Origin of the sequence: Rhizorhabdus phycosphaerae, from assembly GCF_011044255.1 — a bacterium.
Classification (GTDB): Bacteria; Pseudomonadota; Alphaproteobacteria; order Sphingomonadales; family Sphingomonadaceae; genus Rhizorhabdus; species Rhizorhabdus phycosphaerae.
Map to the genome: position 1 here is coordinate 4,030,894 of NZ_CP049107.1, position 14,737 is coordinate 4,045,630.

Genomic DNA, 14,737 nt, shown 5'->3' on the forward strand with positions numbered 1-14,737 from the left:
TCGATCAGCGCATTCCCAAGCTTGCCAGCAGCCGTTCGATATCCGATCGCAGATAGGGCTTGGTCACGAGCGGTGCACCCGCGAACCCATCGGCGATCGCGGACCGCTCGCCAAGGCCGCTGACGATCGCGTAAGGAATGCGGCGGGACGACAGAGCGCGGGCAATGGGCTCGCTGGTCTCGCCTTCGCCGAGATGCACATCGAGCAGGGCGAAGGCCACCTCTCCGCGGTCGAGCGCCGCCAGGGCGTCTCCGGTCGACCCGCACACATGGACCGCCGCAAAGCCCAGATCGAGCAGAAGCTGCTCTGCTTCCAGTGCGATGACAACGTTATCCTCGACCACCATTGCATGGCCCAGAGGCTGGCCATCGACCGTGCCCTTGGGCCGGAGCGGAGTGACGCTGGCGGTTGGCGGAGCAATCTGCGGGTGGGCGAAGCCTGCAATGGCGGATGCGGGGAGGGAGAAGTGCGCCACCAGACCCTCCGGCCGGAAGTCGACGCTGGCCGTCCCGCCGAGCTCGTGCGGAACGGTATGGGCGATGATGGTCGACCCGAAACCTGACCGCCGGGGCGGGGCGACGGGGGGGCCGTCAACTTCCGTCCAGCTGATGTTCAGCCCGTCCTCGGCGTCGCGCGACATCGCTATCTCGACGCGGCCGCGGGGATCGCTCAACGCGCCATATTTGGAGCTGTTGGTCATCAACTCGTGAATGACCAGAGCGAGCGACGTAAAGGCGGCGGGTGTCAGCATCGCGTCAGGGCCACGCATGAAGACGCGCTCCTCCTCGCCCTCGGCATAGGCCCGACATTCGGTTCGGATGAGCGTATAGAGCGACGCCGGCGACCAGTTTGCCTGCGTGACCTGATCGTGCGCGCGGGCGAGCGCATAGATACGCTTGCCCACGATCTCGGCGAAATCCTCGATCGACTCGCTTCCCGACGCGCTCTGGCTGACCAGACCGCGCACCAGGTTCAGGATGTTCCTGACACGGTGGTTGAGCTCCGCGATCAGGAATTCCTGGCGCTTGTGCGCCTGTGCCCGGTCGCGATGAGCAGCATCCGCAAGCTGGAGCACGACCTCCAGCAAGGTTACGCGAAGGCTCTGCGCAATCGCGATCTCGTCCTCTTCCCAAGGCCGGGAGTATCCGCGCCGCTCCTGCTTCCAAAGCTCGAAGCTTTTGCGCGGATGAATGCGGCTGTCGCCCTCGACGATCTCTGCCGGCTTATCGGGATTGCCCGCCCAGTTGACCTCATGGACATGCTCGCGCCTGAACAGGACGATGTAATCGCGCGGTACGCGCGAGACAGGCAGAGCCAGCAGGCCGGAGCAGCGATCCACATAGGCGGCTGCGGGTGGGAAGGCGGTCGAGAGCTTGTCGGTCGCCCAGATCGCACTCGACGCGGCCGTGTTCAGGAAGCGCGAGAGCGGCTCGAACTCCTCGCGCGTCGGGGCTATGCCGACGGTGCGATATTCGCCGTCGATCCAGGCCGCCATGCCGTCATAGGGGATGACTTCGGCAATCGTGGCGGCAAAATCATTCAGCGTGTCGCCGAGCGAGTTGCCGCGTGCGACGCGGGCCATGATCTCGTCATGCAGCAGGCGCGCGCGAGACTGCCGGGCCAGTGCGGCGTCGCCTTCGCTCTGCTCGAGGATGTAGGAGAAGAACTCGCCGAACAGCTCGGCTGCGGTCCTCACCGAATAGGGTAGGCGCAGCGGCTTATGGTGGTGGCACGCGAACAGCCCCCACAGTTCTCCGCGCTTCATGATCGATACCGACATCGACGCCTTCACGCCCATGTTTCTGAGATATTCGATATGGATCGGCGAGACCGCCCTGATGCCGCTCATCGTAAGGTCCAGGGGCTGGCCGTTGGGATCGGTGGCAGGGAGGATCGTGGTCGTCTGATCGTCGACGTCGACGATGATGCGCAGCATGTTCTTCGTGTAGAGCGCCCGTGCCTGCGCCGGGATGTCGGTCGCGGGAAAGTGCAGCCCCATATAGCTGTCGACGCCCGGGGCGCGCCACTCGGCCACCACCTGGCCACTCTTGTTCTGGTCGAAGCGGTAGACCTTGACCCGGTCGAAGCCGGTCAGCGCACGCAGGTGACGCGCACCCGACTGGCAGAGCTCCTGGAGCGAGCGTGACTGGCGCATCCGCGCCACCATCGGTCGAACATAGCTGACAAGATCGCGCAGCCTTCCGGATTCGCTGGGTTCCACCTCCAGGACGAACGACCGATCGGAGCGATAGACCGCGACATCGAATGTCCGTCCATCGCCCACCAGATCGATTTCGAACAAGCGGTCGATCGATTCGGCGGTGGCCAATATCTGCAGCCGTCCCCGAAGATCGTGAAGCGCGTTCGCATCGATATACTCGCTGGCAGGCCGCCCGATCATGTCCAGCGCCTCCGCTCCCGTCAGGATGCGGCAGTTCGCCGAAGCATGGGTGATGATCCAGTCGCTGGAGAAGGCAAGAAGCCAGCCGAAGCTCTGAATTCGGCCGATATGGTGGATCGGCTCACGGTCGCAATATGCAAGATCCAGGTCCTGGGAAGAAATCGCCGTCGCCATCAGGTCAGCCCTTCGCGCCTTCGCTCATCGCGAAGGCTTTCTTGAACAGATCGAAGCAGCGTCGCGCCGCCTCGCATATGATTTCTGCTTCCGCCTGGTCCGCACGTTGCTCTGCGAACCATTTGAGAAGATGCCGCCAAACAACGATGCCTTGGTCGTCGTCCATATAGGACGAGCGCCCTGCCGGCTCGGCGTGCCAATAGCCCCGCCGCCGGATCATCGACATGCCCAGACGGGAGCCGGCCACGACATAGCCGGCCGCACGCTCGTCGATCCCGTCCACGTCGAGCTGTGGGAGCAGGTCCGGCGCAATGCCGATGGCAGTAAGGTCGTCGCGCAGCAAAGCCGGATAATCCGGCACACTCACGCCCAGATGCCGCTTCGTGAAGCCGGCGAACAGAGGCTGGAGAGGAGCCACGGCCATGAAATGCGCCGTGAGAAACCGCTCGTAATCGCTCCGTAGGGACAGGTCCAACGTGCCGAACGTCGCATCGACTGCTTCATGAGCATTCCGGGTGCCATCCCGCAAATAATCACGAAGCCCTTGGGCCTGGTCCGGCCCAACGCGGACAGGAGAATTTTTCACAAAATTACTTTACGGAACATCCGGATGCCGCCCTGCGCAGACTACGAGGTTGATGCCCAAGGCAGCATGTCTCGGATGATAGCATAGCATCTCTCACAAATCTGTCTGCCCACTAGTGCACATAGCAGGAACTTTCCTCCACGGTCGGCGGTTCCGGCGAAAAGTACATTAGTGTGGCGTAACGAGGTGATATGCTGCTTGGCGCAAGTAACTTGTTGATGAACCTGCAGGATGCTGATCGGCAGATGCTCGCGGACAGCTTGAATGAATGCACCCTGCAGACGGGACAGATTCTCTACGAACCGGGCGATGTCATAAACCGCTGCTATTTCCCCTGCGGGCCATCGGTCGCGTCGTTCATGGTCATGCTGGAGAATGGCAATGCTGTCGAAACGGCGATGATCGGCCGTGAGGGCGCGGTGGGCGGCATCGTTAGCAACGGCCAATTGCCGGCCTTCGCGCGCACGGGCATTCTGCATGGCGGGCCATTTTACTCGATCGCGACGAGCGACCTGGAGCAGATCAAGGAGCGCTCGCCATCGATCGGGCGGCTGTTCGCTCGCTATGCGGATTGCCTGCTCGCGCAGGTATTTCAGTCGGTCGCCTGCAACGCGAACCATACGATCGAGCAGCGCGCGGCGAAATGGCTGTGTGCGGCCGTGGCGAGGACTGGCCGCAACGAGATCACGATGAAGCAGGAGCAGCTGGCGTCGATCATGGGTGTCGGCCGCAGCTATGTCAGCAGGATCGTCGGACGGTTCAAGGAGATGGGCCTGATCACCGTGCGGCGTGGCGTCATAAAGGTGATCGACCCCACCAGGCTGGAAGGGATGGCCTGCCTGTGTAACAGTCTGGTGGAGCGGCATTTCGAGACGGTTCTTGCCGGAACCTATCCGGGGACCGGTCGCGCTGCCTGAATCCTCGATCGCGCGCTCAGCGCGGCTGGCGGCCGTAGGTGGCGGGGGTGCAGTCGAAGCGGCCGGCGGCTTCCGCCAGCATGTCGATATGCTGTTGGTTGCGGTCGGCGAGATAGCGTAGCCGCAGCCGGGCGGCATCGACCGATCCCATCGCTGCAAGCAGGCTCGCCTTCAGGCGGGGCGAAGGGGCCCAAACGCCCTGGGCCTTCATCTGCGCCACGCGGGCCGAGAGGTCTGGCAGGGCTTTTTCGATGGCGTCGACATCCTGCGCATCGAGCGCCACAACCAGTGCGGCGCTCGATGCGGCAAGAGCATCGACGATGGTCTGGCTCACGCCACGCCTTTGGGCAGGTCGAGCGCAATCATCTTGGCAGCGATCGCCTTTGCGTCGATCGGATATTGACCGGCGGCAATGGCCTGACGAATGGCTTCGATCTTCTCGCTGTTGACCGGCGGGCCGGCCTCCGCAAGCGCCTTTACCAGCGATGGCGCCGTATCGGGCGTGCTGGCGACGGGCGCTGTCGGCTGGGTCGGCGATACCGATGTGACCTTGTCGTCCTTGACCTGACCGATGCGGGTCGGGCTGGCCGGTCCTACCCCATTGATCATGACTTGTCCTTTCACTCAGGGCGCGAGGCCCGCGATTTCACCTCTGTCCATGGTAACGACAGGTTTCCAAATTATTTAAATCCGAGCAAGCGGACGCGGCCGACATCGATCACTTCGGCGAACAAGGTCGACCCCTTGGCCGTGGTCGAGACGCGGACCCGGCCGCCTATATCGGCATCCTCCATCGCGGTCGCGTCGATACTGATCGAATAGCGGTCGCCCACGGCAAGGAGTTTGACCGGATCGCCACGGCGCACCGCGCTGGCCGGCATGGCTGCGGTCTGTGGCGCCTGCGTGCCGGGGCGGGGAGAGAAACTTGTCGCGGAGCGTGCCAGCGGGACGCGCAGCCGCCAGCCGGTAGCCGGGCAGCGCACCGTGACCGCGCCGATGCTCGGCGGGTCGATCTGCACGCCCGAGCCGCAATCGGCGAGCCGCATGCGCCGATCGAGCGGGGCCAGCGGTCCACCGACCTGACCGATATCCGCACCCAGGGCTGCCACCACCATCCGCTCGAGCGTGTCGAGATTCTGGGCCGGCGGAAGCGCCGTCTGCGCGCTGGCAGCAACCGGCGCGACGGCAAGGGCCATGGCGTTGCCCAGCGTGCGAAGCGATCGGGAAGCGGTCGGTTTCCGGTTCATGACGCAACGATAGAGCGGCGATCGCAAAGATTTGGTTAACGCCGTCTTTGCCTTTTTTCGCCGCCGCGCGCCTTACACCCGCCCGGGGAGAAGGCGAACGGCGATCTTCTGGCCGGTCGCCGGATCATTGCGTCGCGTTGGGGGAATGGCGATGTCGATCATCGCGTCGGGCAGGCCGCCGCCGCGTACGGCGCGGGCGACCGCCGTAGTCCGGGCTGCCGAAAGTTCCCAGGCATCCAGCCGCGCACTGGCGCCCTCGCGCCCCTCGCTTGCGACCAGCACGCGCTTGCCTTCGCGGGCGGCAGCGGCGCCGATCCGTCGGAGCCGGTCCGACTGTCCCGGGCGGAAGACGGCTTCCCCCGGCTCGAACAGCGATCCGGCCGAAAGCGTGGCGCCGATGTCGCGGGCGTCGCTGCCGCGCGCGGAGTTGCCGCCCCCGAACGCTTCGCGCAGTCCTGCGGCCAGCCTCATCCGGTCCGCAACCTGCGCTTGCATGAGCACGAAGAAGGACAGCAGCAGCAGCGCCAGGTCGGCGAAGCTCAGCACCCACCGCTGCGAAATGTCGCGCCTCACGGAACGGTCCGCAGCCGCGGTCTAGCGACGGGCGCCGGGGGTGGCGCACGGTCGAGTTCTTCGCGGGCGATGAGTTCGAGTTGGCGGCAGGCGCTCGATTGCCAGGCCAGCTCGGCATCGGACAGAGTTTCGAGCCTGGCCGCGATGGGCGCGGCGATCCCGGAGGACAGGAGCACGCCGTACAGTGTCGTCAGCATCGCGACAGCCATGGCGGGACCGAGCTGGGATGGGTCGTCCATGCGCGCGAACATCTGGACCAGTCCGATGATGGTGCCGATCATGCCCATCGCGGGCGCGGCTTCCGCAATGCCCCGCCAGACTGCGATGGCGGCCTGATGGCGTTGCCGGCGGGCGTCGATCTCGCCTTCGGCCCAGCGTGCGAAGTCGGCCGAGCTCCGCGCGTCCGACAAGGTGCGTGCCGCCCTCAGAAGAAAGCGTTGTGCCGTCTCCACCCGGTCGACGCAGGACAGGCTGCGCAGCTCGGCCAGTTCGCGAATGCGGCTGACGCAGACCCGCGCTGCAGCGGCATCGGCCGCAGGATCGGCCGTTCCGAACAGGCCCAGGGCCCTAATCGCATTACCGATGTCCCGAACCGGTGAACGGAAGATGGTGACGAGGAGCGTACCGCCAAAGACGATCACCAGCGCCAGTGGGTCGATGTATCGGGCAATGCTTTCGAGCGCGATCATCATGTCCCCCTTATCTCCCCGACCGGTCAACGGAGCGTTGCCGAAGATGGCTAACGCGCGCGGCAAGGGGGACCGGCAAAACTTTGCCGCCTCCGGCAGGATATTGCCGCTTCACCGCCATTTGCCCGGGATTATCGGGTTGAAGAGCCCATTAACCACGTTTGGCACGGCAGTTGCATCGGCGGTACCGAAGGCGTCCGCGAACATGTCCCATCAGGGTTAACGACCGGATTGCCAGCACTTTTAGAAGGTAGAGCGAAAAATGGCTGATCCGCTCTTCGGGATCCACGGCAAGGCGCTGGAACTGCGATCGCAGCGCCTGTCCCTGCTTGCCTCGAACATCGCGAACGCCGCCACGCCGAACTACAAGGCGCGCGACATCGACTTCCAGAAGGCGCTTTCGGACGCGACCGGCGGACTTTCCGCTGGGCAGGCGGCCGATCGCAATCTTGGTTACCGCGTTCCTCTCGAAACCTCGCTCGACGGCAACACGGTCGAGCTTTCGACCGAGCAGAACCAGTTCGCCGAGAACGCGCTGCAGTACAAGGCGACGCTGTCCTTCCTCGAAGGCCGCGTCGGCACCATCATGCAAGCGCTGAAGGGCGAATGACGATGGCCGGCAATCTCTCCGTTTTCGACATAGCGGGCAGGGCGATGTCGGCGCAGATGGTGCGCCTCAATACGTCCGCTTCCAACCTCGCCAATGCCGGTTCGGTCGCGAGCAGCAAGGCCGAGGCCTTCCGCGCGATCAAGCCCGTCTTCTCGTCGGTAACCGACGCTCCCGGCGTGGCGACGGTCAAGGTCGATCAGGTGGTGGCGTCCAACATCGAGCCGACCAAGCGCTATGACCCCAACCACCCCAAAGCCGACAAGGACGGCAATGTCTGGGAGGCGGGGGTCGATCAGGCGCAGGAGCTGGTCGAGATGATGGAGACCGCCCGTCAGTATCAGAACAATGTCCAGGTCATGCAGACCGCGAAGACACTCACCCTCGACACGCTGAGGCTCGGCAAATGACGATATCCACCGGCAATAGCTATCTCGACAGTCTGGGCGGCACGAGCACGTCGTCGTCGACCACGACGAAGAAGTCGAACGGCACGCTCGATCAGGCGGCATTCCTCAAGCTGCTCACCACGCAGATGCAGACCCAAGACCCGTTCAATCCCGTCGACAACACCCAGATGGTCGCCCAGATGGCGCAGTTCTCTTCGACGACTGGTATCGCCGAGATGAACCAGTCGCTGAAGGGCATTGCCGAGACGCTGTCCTCTTCGCGTGTCGGCGACGCTGCGAGCTGGATCGGCAAGGCGGTACTCGTCGAATCCAAGTCGGCGACCGCGCTGTCCGATGGCGCCTATGCGGGTAATGTGACGATCGAGAAGGATGCGTCGCGGGTCGACATCAACCTTGTCGATGCGACCGGCAAGGTCGTCTATACCGGCAGCGCCGCCGACGTGAAGGCGGGCGACATCCCCTTCTACTGGGATGGCAAGGACAGCGAAGGCAAGGCCGTCGAAGGCCCGCTGACGATCTCGGTCAACGCCAAGGATACCTCTGCCCAGCAACTCGCCGCGACCACAAGCAGCTGGACGACCGTGTCCGGCGTCCGCTCGCCGGCGAGTGGGGCCACCAAACTCGTAACGCCGCTCGGGTCGATCGATCCGGCTGCGGCCCTTCAGATTTCCTGACTTTCGGTAACGGAGTTCTCTAGACCATGTCCTTCTATACCGCTCTTTCCGGCCTCAAGGCTTCGCAGACCGAACTCGCGGTCATCTCCAACAACGTCGCCAATGTCGGCACCACCGGCTTCAAGAAGAGCGCGGCCGAATTCGGCGACATCGTTTCCTCAGCACCGCTGCAAAGCTCGACCACGGCGGGTCAGGGCACCCGCCTGCGCGGGATCGCCCAGCAGTTCACCCAGGGCGGCTTCGAGAATTCCGAACGGTCGCTCGATCTCGCCGTTTCGGGCCAGGGCTTCTTCGTGACGCGGTCGACCACCTCCAACTCGCAGGTGTCATACACCCGCAACGGCTCGTTCCGCGTCGACTCCCAGCGCTATGTGGTCGACAGCTCGGGCGCCTATCTGCAGGTGCTGCCGACCGACTCGCGCGGTACGCTGACGGCAACCGGCCTGAGCTCGACCCGGTCGCTGCAGCTGCCGCTGACCTCGGGTACGTCGAGCGCCACCCAGACGGTCGATCTGTCGATCACCTTCCCCGCCGACGCCGACGTGCCGTCGAACCGTTCGGTCTACACGACCCAGAATCCGTACGCCTTCGACCGGTTCGACGCGAACAGCTACAATCAATCGACCACGACGACGGTCTATGATGCGTCGGGAACCTCCTTCCCGATGACGACCTATTATATCCGCGAAAACGTTCCCAACGCGACCACGACCACGACGACCTGGACCGCTCGGACCTTCATCGGCGACCAGGAGATCAGCATGGATCCTGCGGTGAGCTCGCCGGCGACGCCTGTCACGCTCGTCTTCGACAGCTTCGGCACTCTGAGCACGATCAACGGCGCCTCGCCGGGGACGCTGACCACCAATCAGGTCAGCCCTTCGGGTGCAACCGGTCCGATCGGCTTCGCGCTCACTTATGGCTCCAACACCCGCCAGGCTTCGGCGCCATTCACGCTGACCAGCTTCACTCAGGACGGCTATGCTGCAGGCCAGCTGGACAACGTCTCGGTCGATGCGCAGGGCCTCGTCGTCGCCACCTTCTCGAACGGCGACAGCCAGGCGCTGGGCAAGATCATCCTCGCGACCTTCTCCAACCCGGAAGGCCTGCGTCAGCTCGGCGACAGCAAATGGGGATCGACCGGTATTTCGGGCGAGCCGATGATCAGCGAGGCGAACGCCAACGGTACGGGCCTGATCCAGTCGGGCGCGCTCGAGCAGGCCAATGTCGACATCACCGAGGAGCTGGTCGCGCTGATCCAGGCGCAGCGCAACTTCTCGGCCAATGCCAAGGCGATCGAGGCGGCGAACACGATGACCCAGACCATCGTGAACCTGCGCGCCTGATCCTGACGACGGTTGACGGAGCCCCGCGATGGACAAGCTGATCTATAGCTCGCTGTCGGCAATGCGGTCGGCGATGGCGCGTCAGACGATGACCGCCAATGATCTCGCTAACGCGAACACATCGGGGTTCCGCGCCGAGATGAGCTCAAGCGCAGCGCTTTGGCTGAAGGGCGAGGGCTTTGAAAGCCGCGTCGCCAATTCGGGCGAAGTGGCTTCGGCCGACATGACGGCAGGGACGATCAGCGAGACTGGCCGGATGCTCGACGTAGCGCTCGATACCAAGGATGCGCTCTTGGCCGTGCAGAGCCGCGAGGGCGACGAGGCCTACACTCGCCGTGGCGACCTGCAGCTGAGCGACAGCGGACTGCTGACCACCGGCGACGGCCTGCCCGTCCTCGGCGATGCCGGCCCGATCACGCTGCCGCCCTTCGACAAGCTTACGATCGCGGCCGACGGTACGATTTCGATCGTGCCGCAGGGCGGCGATCCGTCGCAGATGCAGACGGTCGACCGGCTCAAGCTGGCCGGGACCAGCGGGATGCAGATCGCAAAGGGATTGGACGGCCTGTTCAGGCCCAGGAATGGCGGAACGCTGCCTACTGATCCCGACGCCAAGGTTCGACAGGGCGCCCTCGAAGGATCCAACGTCAACGTGTCCTCCACGTTGATCGACATGATCGAGGCCAGCCGCGGCTGGGACATGCAGGTGAAGATGATGAGCGCGGCGCAGGACATCGACAAGGCGTCCAGCGAACTGATGCGCTTCGACTGAAATAGAACGGAGAAGTCACGATGACCAATGCAGCATTGCACGTCGCCCGGACGGGCCTCGATGCGCAGAATATGCGCATGCAGGTGATCGCCAACAATTTGGCGAACGTGAACACCACCGGCTTCAAGCGCGACCGGGCCAGCTTCGAGACGCTCGCCTATCAGGCGATGACTGCCCCCGGCGCGGCCTCGTCGGAATCGACCCGCTTCGCCACCGGCACCAATCTCGGCTCGGGCGTCCAGATCAACGGCACCGCCAAGGTCGACACGCAGGGTTCGTTGCAGACAACCGACAATGCGCTCGACCTCGCGGTCGAAGGTTCGGGTTTCTTCCAGATCCAGCTGCCTGACGGCCGCATAGGGTACACCCGCGACGGCAGCTTCCACCTGTCGGCCGAGGGGACCATGGTCAACAGCGACGGCTATCAGGTGCTGCCGCAGATCCAGATCCCCGACGGGGCGGCCAACATCACCATCGCGGCCAATGGCGCGGTCAGCGTCACGCTGCAGGGCCAGACCGAAGCCTCCCAAGTCGGCACGATCGAGATCGCCCGCTTCACCAACCCCGCCGGCTTGCAGGCCGAAGGCAACAACGTCCTGACCGAGACGTCGGCCTCGGGCCAGCCGCAGGTCGGGCCCGGCGCGATCGATGGCCGCGGTAGCGTCCGTCAGGGAGCGCTGGAATCCTCCAACGTCAACATCGTCCAGGAACTGGTCGATATGATCGAGACGCAGCGCGCCTATGAGGTGAACAGCAAGATGATCCAGTCGACCGACCAGATGCTGCAATATGTCAACCAGAACGTCTGATAGCGACATGAAGGGGATCGGTGCCCTCGCCATGGTCGCTCTGCTCCTGGGCAGCGCGGCGTTCGATCGGGCAGAGGCGAAGCAGAAGTTCCGTGATCCGGACTATATGCCGAGCTTCGCCGTCGAGCCGCGACCGCCCGAGGCCAATGGTGCCATCTTCCAATCGGCCAACGGCTATTCGGCGCTGACCAACGGCGCTCGCGCGGCTATGGTCGGCGACATCGTCACGATCACGCTGGTCGAGCGGACACAGGCCGTGAAATCGAACAGTGCATCGACCGATCGGTCGGGCAATGTGGGTCTTACGCCGCCGACCACCGGTCCGCTGTCGCTGTTCGGTGCGACCGACGCCGCCATAAGTGGTGGCGGCACATTCGCGGGCAAAGGCAATGCTGCGCAGTCGAACCAGCTGAACGGCGAGATCAGCGTGACCATCGCCCGCGTCTATCCCAATGGGACGATGATGGTGCGCGGCGAGAAGTTCCTCACCCTCAACCGGGGTGACGAGAACATCGGCATCGTCGGCTTCATTCGCGCGGCGGACATCGGTCCGGACAACCGGGTGCCCTCGACGCGCGTGGCCGATGCCAAGATCGTCTATTCGGGCAAGGGCGAGATCGCGCGGGGCTCGCGGCAGGGATGGCTTAACCGTTTCTTTTCCATCTTGAGTCCATTCTGATTCAAGAATTCTGAGGATCTGCCGTTAATGTTCCGCTCGCTGCTCATCGCCCTGCTCTGCATCGCCGGCCTCGCACCGGCGCTTCCCGCGCAGGCGGAGCGGATCAAGGACATCGGCGCCTTCGCCGGCCTCCGCGCCAACCAGCTGACCGGCTACGGCATTGTCGTCGGTCTGGCGGGGACGGGTGACGACAGCCTGGACTATGCGACGCTCGGCATGAAGGGCGTGGCCTCCCGCTTCGGACTGCAGCTGCCTGCGGGCGTGAACCCCGCGCTCAAAAATGCTGCGGCAGTCATGCTGACGGCCGAACTGGCGGCCTTCGCCAAGCCCGGCCAGCGGCTCGACGTGACGATCTCCGCGCTGGGCAAGGCCAAGTCGCTGCGCGGCGGTACGCTGATCATGGCCCCTCTGATGGGCGCCGACGGACAGATCTATGCCATGGCGCAGGGTAATCTCGCGGTCGGCGGTCTCGGCATCGATGCGGCCGATGGATCGAAGCTGACGATCAACGTACCGACGGCCGGCCGGATTCCCGGCGGGGCGACGGTGGAACGCAGCGTCGATGCCGGCTTTGCGACGTCGCCACAGCTGCGCTTCGATCTGGCGGAAGGCGATCTGACGACATCGCAGCGCGTCGCTGCCCGTATCAACGCTGCCCTCGGCCAGCCGGTCGCGCGCTCCATCGACGCGACGACCATCACCATCGAGGCCGCGCCGGGCGCCGAACTGCGCACCGCTCTTATGAGCCGCATCGAGAATCTCGAAGTCGATACCGCCGACGCGCCCGCCCGTGTCGTCGTCAACGCCCGCACCGGAACCGTCGTCATCAACGGCGCCGTCCGGATCGCGCCGGTCGCGGTGACGCATGGAAAGATGACGGTCCAGGTCGACGAGAAGCCGCAGGTGATCCAGCCGGCACCCTTCTCCAAGGGCGAGACTGCCGTCCAGCAGTCGAGCGCGATCAACGTGCAGGAAGAGGCGCGGCCGATGTTCGAGTTCCAGCCGGGCGCCTCGCTCGCCGAGATCGTCAAGGCGGTCAATGCGATCGGCGCGTCGCCGGCCGATCTGGTCGCCATATTGGAGGCCCTCAAGCAGGCTGGCGCGATGAAGGCGGAGCTGGTGGTCCTATGATCGACGGCGTTTCCATCCGCTCGGGCGCGCTCGGCGACGCCAAGGCGAGCGAGCTCGACAAGCTCAAGGCCGCGTCGAAGCAGTTCGAGGCGATCTTTACGCGTCAGATGCTCAAGTCGATGCGCGAGGCGAAGCTCAACGAGGACGATCTCTTCGGGAGCGAGGCGACCGACCAGTTTCGCGAGATGCAGGATTCGAACTTTGCGACCGACCTCGCCGACAAGGGCGCGCTCGGTATCGCGGAGATGCTCGTGAAGCAGTTCGAGGCCCGTGTGTCGAAGAAGGCACCGGCCGCCGATGGCGCCGTGACCATGACGACTGCCACCAAGATTGCCCCCTCGACCACATCGCCGGGAGGGGGTGAGTGAGCGACCTTCTCGCCATTGGCCGGTCCGGTATCGTCGCCTATCGGGCGGCGCTGTCGACTGTCGGCGAAAACGTCTCCAATGCGGAGACCGAGGGCTATACCCGCCGCACCGTCCGGCTGGGCGAATCCGCCGTCGCGACGTCGAACAACTATCAGTATCGCTCGTCGGCGGTTTTCGGCGGCGTGAGCGTCGCGGCCGTGCAGCGCGTCTACGACAATTATCGCAGCTCCTATGCGCGTCTCGCCAATTCGGAAGCCGCCAAGGCGGAAGCGAAAGCCACCTGGCTGAACACGGCGGAAGGCGCGCTCGACGATTCGGATGTCGGTCTTGGCGTCAAGATGGCCTCGGTCTTCACTGCCGCAGAGGAACTCAGCACCGACGTGTCGAGCGACACCAACCGTCGCACCATGCTGACGGCGCTCACCGAAGTGACGAACCAGTTCAATAATACGGCGAGCTCGCTCAAGTCCGTCTCCGACGGCCTTGGCTCGGTGGCCGACTCCTCCGTCCAGAAGCTCAATTCCGACATGGCCAATCTGGTCAAGATCAACGTCGGCCTGCTGCGCGCTTCACCGGGATCGGCGGGGCAGGCGTTGCTTCTCGACCAGCGCGACGCGACGCTCAAGAGCATCTCGGATGCCATCGGCGTCGAGGTCCGTTTCGAAGACGACGGCCGGGCCGACGTCAGGCTGCTCGGCAACAGCGTGATCAAGCTGGTCGATTCCAGCGAACCCTATCCGGGCCTGGTCGGCGTCGTGCGGGCCAGCGACGGGCGCTTGTCACTGGTCGCTTCGGGTCTCCAGACCCAGGTCAGCATCACCGCGCAATCGGGTTCCCTGAGCGGGCTCGTCGAGGCGGCGTCGGCGATCGCGTCCCGACGCGAGGCGGTCGACGCCATCGCGGTCAGTTTCGCGAGCACGCTCAACAGCTGGAACCAGGCGGGCATCGACCGGAACGGCGCTGCCGGCGCGGCGCTCTTAAGTGGCACGAACGCCGCCGATCTGAGTGTCGCCACGAGCGACCTGTCGAAGATCGCCGCGGCCTCGACCTCCGGCGTGGCCAATGGCAACGCCCTCGATCTCAAGACAACGCGCAATTCGAACGGGCCAGAGGCGAAATGGTCGCTGCTGGTGTCGATCCACTCGCAGGCTGTGTCTTCCGCCAATGCCGAGAAGACAGCTGCGGCCACTTACAGGGACGGAGCGATGCAGGCGCTCGACGAGGTCACCGGCATCGACCTCGACGTCGAGGCGGCCCAGCTGCTGCGATACCAACAAGCTTATAGCGGCTCCGCGCGGATCATCCAGGTCGCGAAGGAAATGCTGCAGGACATTCTGGGTCTGTTCTAAGGGAA

18 protein-coding genes are annotated in these 14,737 nt (G+C 64.5%); 11 read left to right on the plus strand and 7 right to left on the minus strand.

The features are described from left to right. Positions 1-4: 4 nt before the first annotated feature. Both G6P88_RS18735 and G6P88_RS18740 read right to left on the minus strand, forming a co-directional pair. Positions 5-2,575 carry an HWE histidine kinase domain-containing protein gene (locus tag G6P88_RS18735; protein ID WP_165324547.1) on the minus strand — a complete coding sequence of 857 codons (2,571 nt, stop codon included), beginning with the start codon at positions 2,573-2,575 and terminating at the stop codon, positions 5-7. Between the two features lie 4 nt (positions 2,576-2,579). Beyond that, the gene (locus G6P88_RS18740; RefSeq protein ID WP_165324548.1) at positions 2,580-2,999 is read right to left on the minus strand and encodes a heme oxygenase-like domain-containing protein; all 420 of its coding nucleotides are present in this window, start codon (positions 2,997-2,999) and stop codon (positions 2,580-2,582) included. 380 nt (positions 3,000-3,379) lie between these two features. Here G6P88_RS18740 and G6P88_RS18745 point away from each other — a divergent pair, with 380 nt between their 5' ends. Beyond that, complete coding sequence (locus tag G6P88_RS18745; RefSeq protein WP_226946641.1) at positions 3,380-4,078, plus strand: Crp/Fnr family transcriptional regulator; 699 nt, start codon at positions 3,380-3,382, stop codon at positions 4,076-4,078. A 16-nt stretch (positions 4,079-4,094) separates the two neighbouring features. Here G6P88_RS18745 and G6P88_RS18750 read toward each other — a convergent pair whose 3' ends face one another. From G6P88_RS18750 to G6P88_RS18770, 5 genes are all read right to left on the minus strand, one after another. Further along, positions 4,095-4,412: a hypothetical protein gene (locus tag G6P88_RS18750; RefSeq protein ID WP_165324550.1), complete on the minus strand. Its 318-nt coding sequence runs from the start codon at positions 4,410-4,412 to the stop codon at positions 4,095-4,097. After that, entirely contained in the window at positions 4,409-4,687 is a 279-nt protein-coding gene (gene flgM / locus G6P88_RS18755) for a flagellar biosynthesis anti-sigma factor FlgM (RefSeq protein ID WP_165324551.1), read from the minus strand. Before flgM ends, G6P88_RS18750 begins: the two co-directional genes overlap by 4 nt. Positions 4,688-4,758: 71 nt before the next feature. Beyond that, positions 4,759-5,325 carry a flagella basal body P-ring formation protein FlgA gene (locus tag G6P88_RS18760; RefSeq protein WP_165324552.1) on the minus strand — a complete coding sequence of 189 codons (567 nt, stop codon included), beginning with the start codon at positions 5,323-5,325 and terminating at the stop codon, positions 4,759-4,761. 72 nt (positions 5,326-5,397) lie between these two features. Further along, complete coding sequence (locus G6P88_RS18765) at positions 5,398-5,898, minus strand: flagellar motor protein MotB (RefSeq protein WP_165324553.1); 501 nt, start codon at positions 5,896-5,898, stop codon at positions 5,398-5,400. After that, the gene (locus G6P88_RS18770; protein WP_345719176.1) at positions 5,895-6,590 is read right to left on the minus strand and encodes a motility protein A; all 696 of its coding nucleotides are present in this window, start codon (positions 6,588-6,590) and stop codon (positions 5,895-5,897) included. The genes G6P88_RS18765 and G6P88_RS18770 overlap by 4 nt, the downstream gene beginning before the upstream one ends. A gap of 259 nt (positions 6,591-6,849) precedes the next feature. Between G6P88_RS18770 and flgB the strand changes: the two genes are divergently transcribed. From flgB to flgK, 10 genes are read left to right on the plus strand one after another with little or no spacing between them, the layout of a single operon-like run. Continuing rightward, on the plus strand, positions 6,850-7,197 hold the full coding sequence (gene flgB, locus G6P88_RS18775; RefSeq protein ID WP_165324554.1) for a flagellar basal body rod protein FlgB: 348 nt from the start codon (positions 6,850-6,852) through the stop codon (positions 7,195-7,197). Further along, on the plus strand, positions 7,194-7,604 hold the full coding sequence (gene flgC, locus G6P88_RS18780; RefSeq protein WP_425594460.1) for a flagellar basal body rod protein FlgC: 411 nt from the start codon (positions 7,194-7,196) through the stop codon (positions 7,602-7,604). Before flgB ends, flgC begins: the two co-directional genes overlap by 4 nt. Continuing rightward, positions 7,601-8,278: a flagellar hook assembly protein FlgD gene (locus G6P88_RS18785; RefSeq protein ID WP_165324555.1), complete on the plus strand. Its 678-nt coding sequence runs from the start codon at positions 7,601-7,603 to the stop codon at positions 8,276-8,278. Before flgC ends, G6P88_RS18785 begins: the two co-directional genes overlap by 4 nt. A 26-nt stretch (positions 8,279-8,304) precedes the next feature. After that, on the plus strand, positions 8,305-9,624 hold the full coding sequence (locus G6P88_RS18790; RefSeq protein ID WP_165324556.1) for a flagellar hook protein FlgE: 1,320 nt from the start codon (positions 8,305-8,307) through the stop codon (positions 9,622-9,624). 28 nt (positions 9,625-9,652) lie between these two features. Continuing rightward, on the plus strand, positions 9,653-10,396 hold the full coding sequence (locus G6P88_RS18795) for a flagellar basal body rod protein FlgF (protein WP_165324557.1): 744 nt from the start codon (positions 9,653-9,655) through the stop codon (positions 10,394-10,396). Between the two features lie 20 nt (positions 10,397-10,416). Further along, positions 10,417-11,205, plus strand: a complete 789-nt coding sequence (gene flgG, locus G6P88_RS18800; protein WP_165324558.1) for a flagellar basal-body rod protein FlgG — start codon at positions 10,417-10,419, stop codon at positions 11,203-11,205. Continuing rightward, complete coding sequence (locus tag G6P88_RS18805; protein WP_165324559.1) at positions 11,186-11,884, plus strand: flagellar basal body L-ring protein FlgH; 699 nt, start codon at positions 11,186-11,188, stop codon at positions 11,882-11,884. The genes flgG and G6P88_RS18805 overlap by 20 nt, the downstream gene beginning before the upstream one ends. A 27-nt stretch (positions 11,885-11,911) precedes the next feature. Beyond that, the gene (locus G6P88_RS18810; RefSeq protein ID WP_165324560.1) at positions 11,912-13,015 is read left to right on the plus strand and encodes a flagellar basal body P-ring protein FlgI; all 1,104 of its coding nucleotides are present in this window, start codon (positions 11,912-11,914) and stop codon (positions 13,013-13,015) included. Then, positions 13,012-13,383 (plus strand): rod-binding protein, encoded by a 372-nt coding sequence (locus G6P88_RS18815; RefSeq protein WP_165324561.1) that lies wholly within the window; start codon positions 13,012-13,014, stop codon positions 13,381-13,383. The genes G6P88_RS18810 and G6P88_RS18815 overlap by 4 nt, the downstream gene beginning before the upstream one ends. After that, positions 13,380-14,732: a flagellar hook-associated protein FlgK gene (flgK, locus tag G6P88_RS18820; RefSeq protein ID WP_165324562.1), complete on the plus strand. Its 1,353-nt coding sequence runs from the start codon at positions 13,380-13,382 to the stop codon at positions 14,730-14,732. Before G6P88_RS18815 ends, flgK begins: the two co-directional genes overlap by 4 nt. The last annotated feature ends 5 nt before the right edge of the window (positions 14,733-14,737 follow it).

Bases quoted from the DNA above. Each gene is read 5' to 3' on its own strand.
- G6P88_RS18735 (WP_165324547.1), bottom strand. From the start codon at position 2,575: ATGGCGACGGCGATTTCTTCCCAGGACCTGGATCTTGCATATTGCGAC.
- G6P88_RS18740 (WP_165324548.1), bottom strand. From the start codon at position 2,999: ATGGCCGTGGCTCCTCTCCAGCCTCTGTTCGCCGGCTTCACGAAGCGG.
- G6P88_RS18745 (WP_226946641.1), top strand. From the start codon at position 3,380: ATGAACCTGCAGGATGCTGATCGGCAGATGCTCGCGGACAGCTTGAAT.
- flgM (WP_165324551.1), bottom strand. From the start codon at position 4,687: ATGATCAATGGGGTAGGACCGGCCAGCCCGACCCGCATCGGTCAGGTC.
- G6P88_RS18760 (WP_165324552.1), bottom strand. From the start codon at position 5,325: ATGAACCGGAAACCGACCGCTTCCCGATCGCTTCGCACGCTGGGCAAC.
- G6P88_RS18770 (WP_345719176.1), bottom strand. From the start codon at position 6,590: ATGATGATCGCGCTCGAAAGCATTGCCCGATACATCGACCCACTGGCG.
- flgB (WP_165324554.1), top strand. From the start codon at position 6,850: ATGGCTGATCCGCTCTTCGGGATCCACGGCAAGGCGCTGGAACTGCGA.
- flgC (WP_425594460.1), top strand. From the start codon at position 7,194: ATGACGATGGCCGGCAATCTCTCCGTTTTCGACATAGCGGGCAGGGCG.
- G6P88_RS18785 (WP_165324555.1), top strand. From the start codon at position 7,601: ATGACGATATCCACCGGCAATAGCTATCTCGACAGTCTGGGCGGCACG.
- G6P88_RS18790 (WP_165324556.1), top strand. From the start codon at position 8,305: ATGTCCTTCTATACCGCTCTTTCCGGCCTCAAGGCTTCGCAGACCGAA.
- G6P88_RS18795 (WP_165324557.1), top strand. From the start codon at position 9,653: ATGGACAAGCTGATCTATAGCTCGCTGTCGGCAATGCGGTCGGCGATG.
- flgG (WP_165324558.1), top strand. From the start codon at position 10,417: ATGACCAATGCAGCATTGCACGTCGCCCGGACGGGCCTCGATGCGCAG.
- G6P88_RS18805 (WP_165324559.1), top strand. From the start codon at position 11,186: ATGTCAACCAGAACGTCTGATAGCGACATGAAGGGGATCGGTGCCCTC.
- G6P88_RS18810 (WP_165324560.1), top strand. From the start codon at position 11,912: ATGTTCCGCTCGCTGCTCATCGCCCTGCTCTGCATCGCCGGCCTCGCA.
- G6P88_RS18815 (WP_165324561.1), top strand. From the start codon at position 13,012: ATGATCGACGGCGTTTCCATCCGCTCGGGCGCGCTCGGCGACGCCAAG.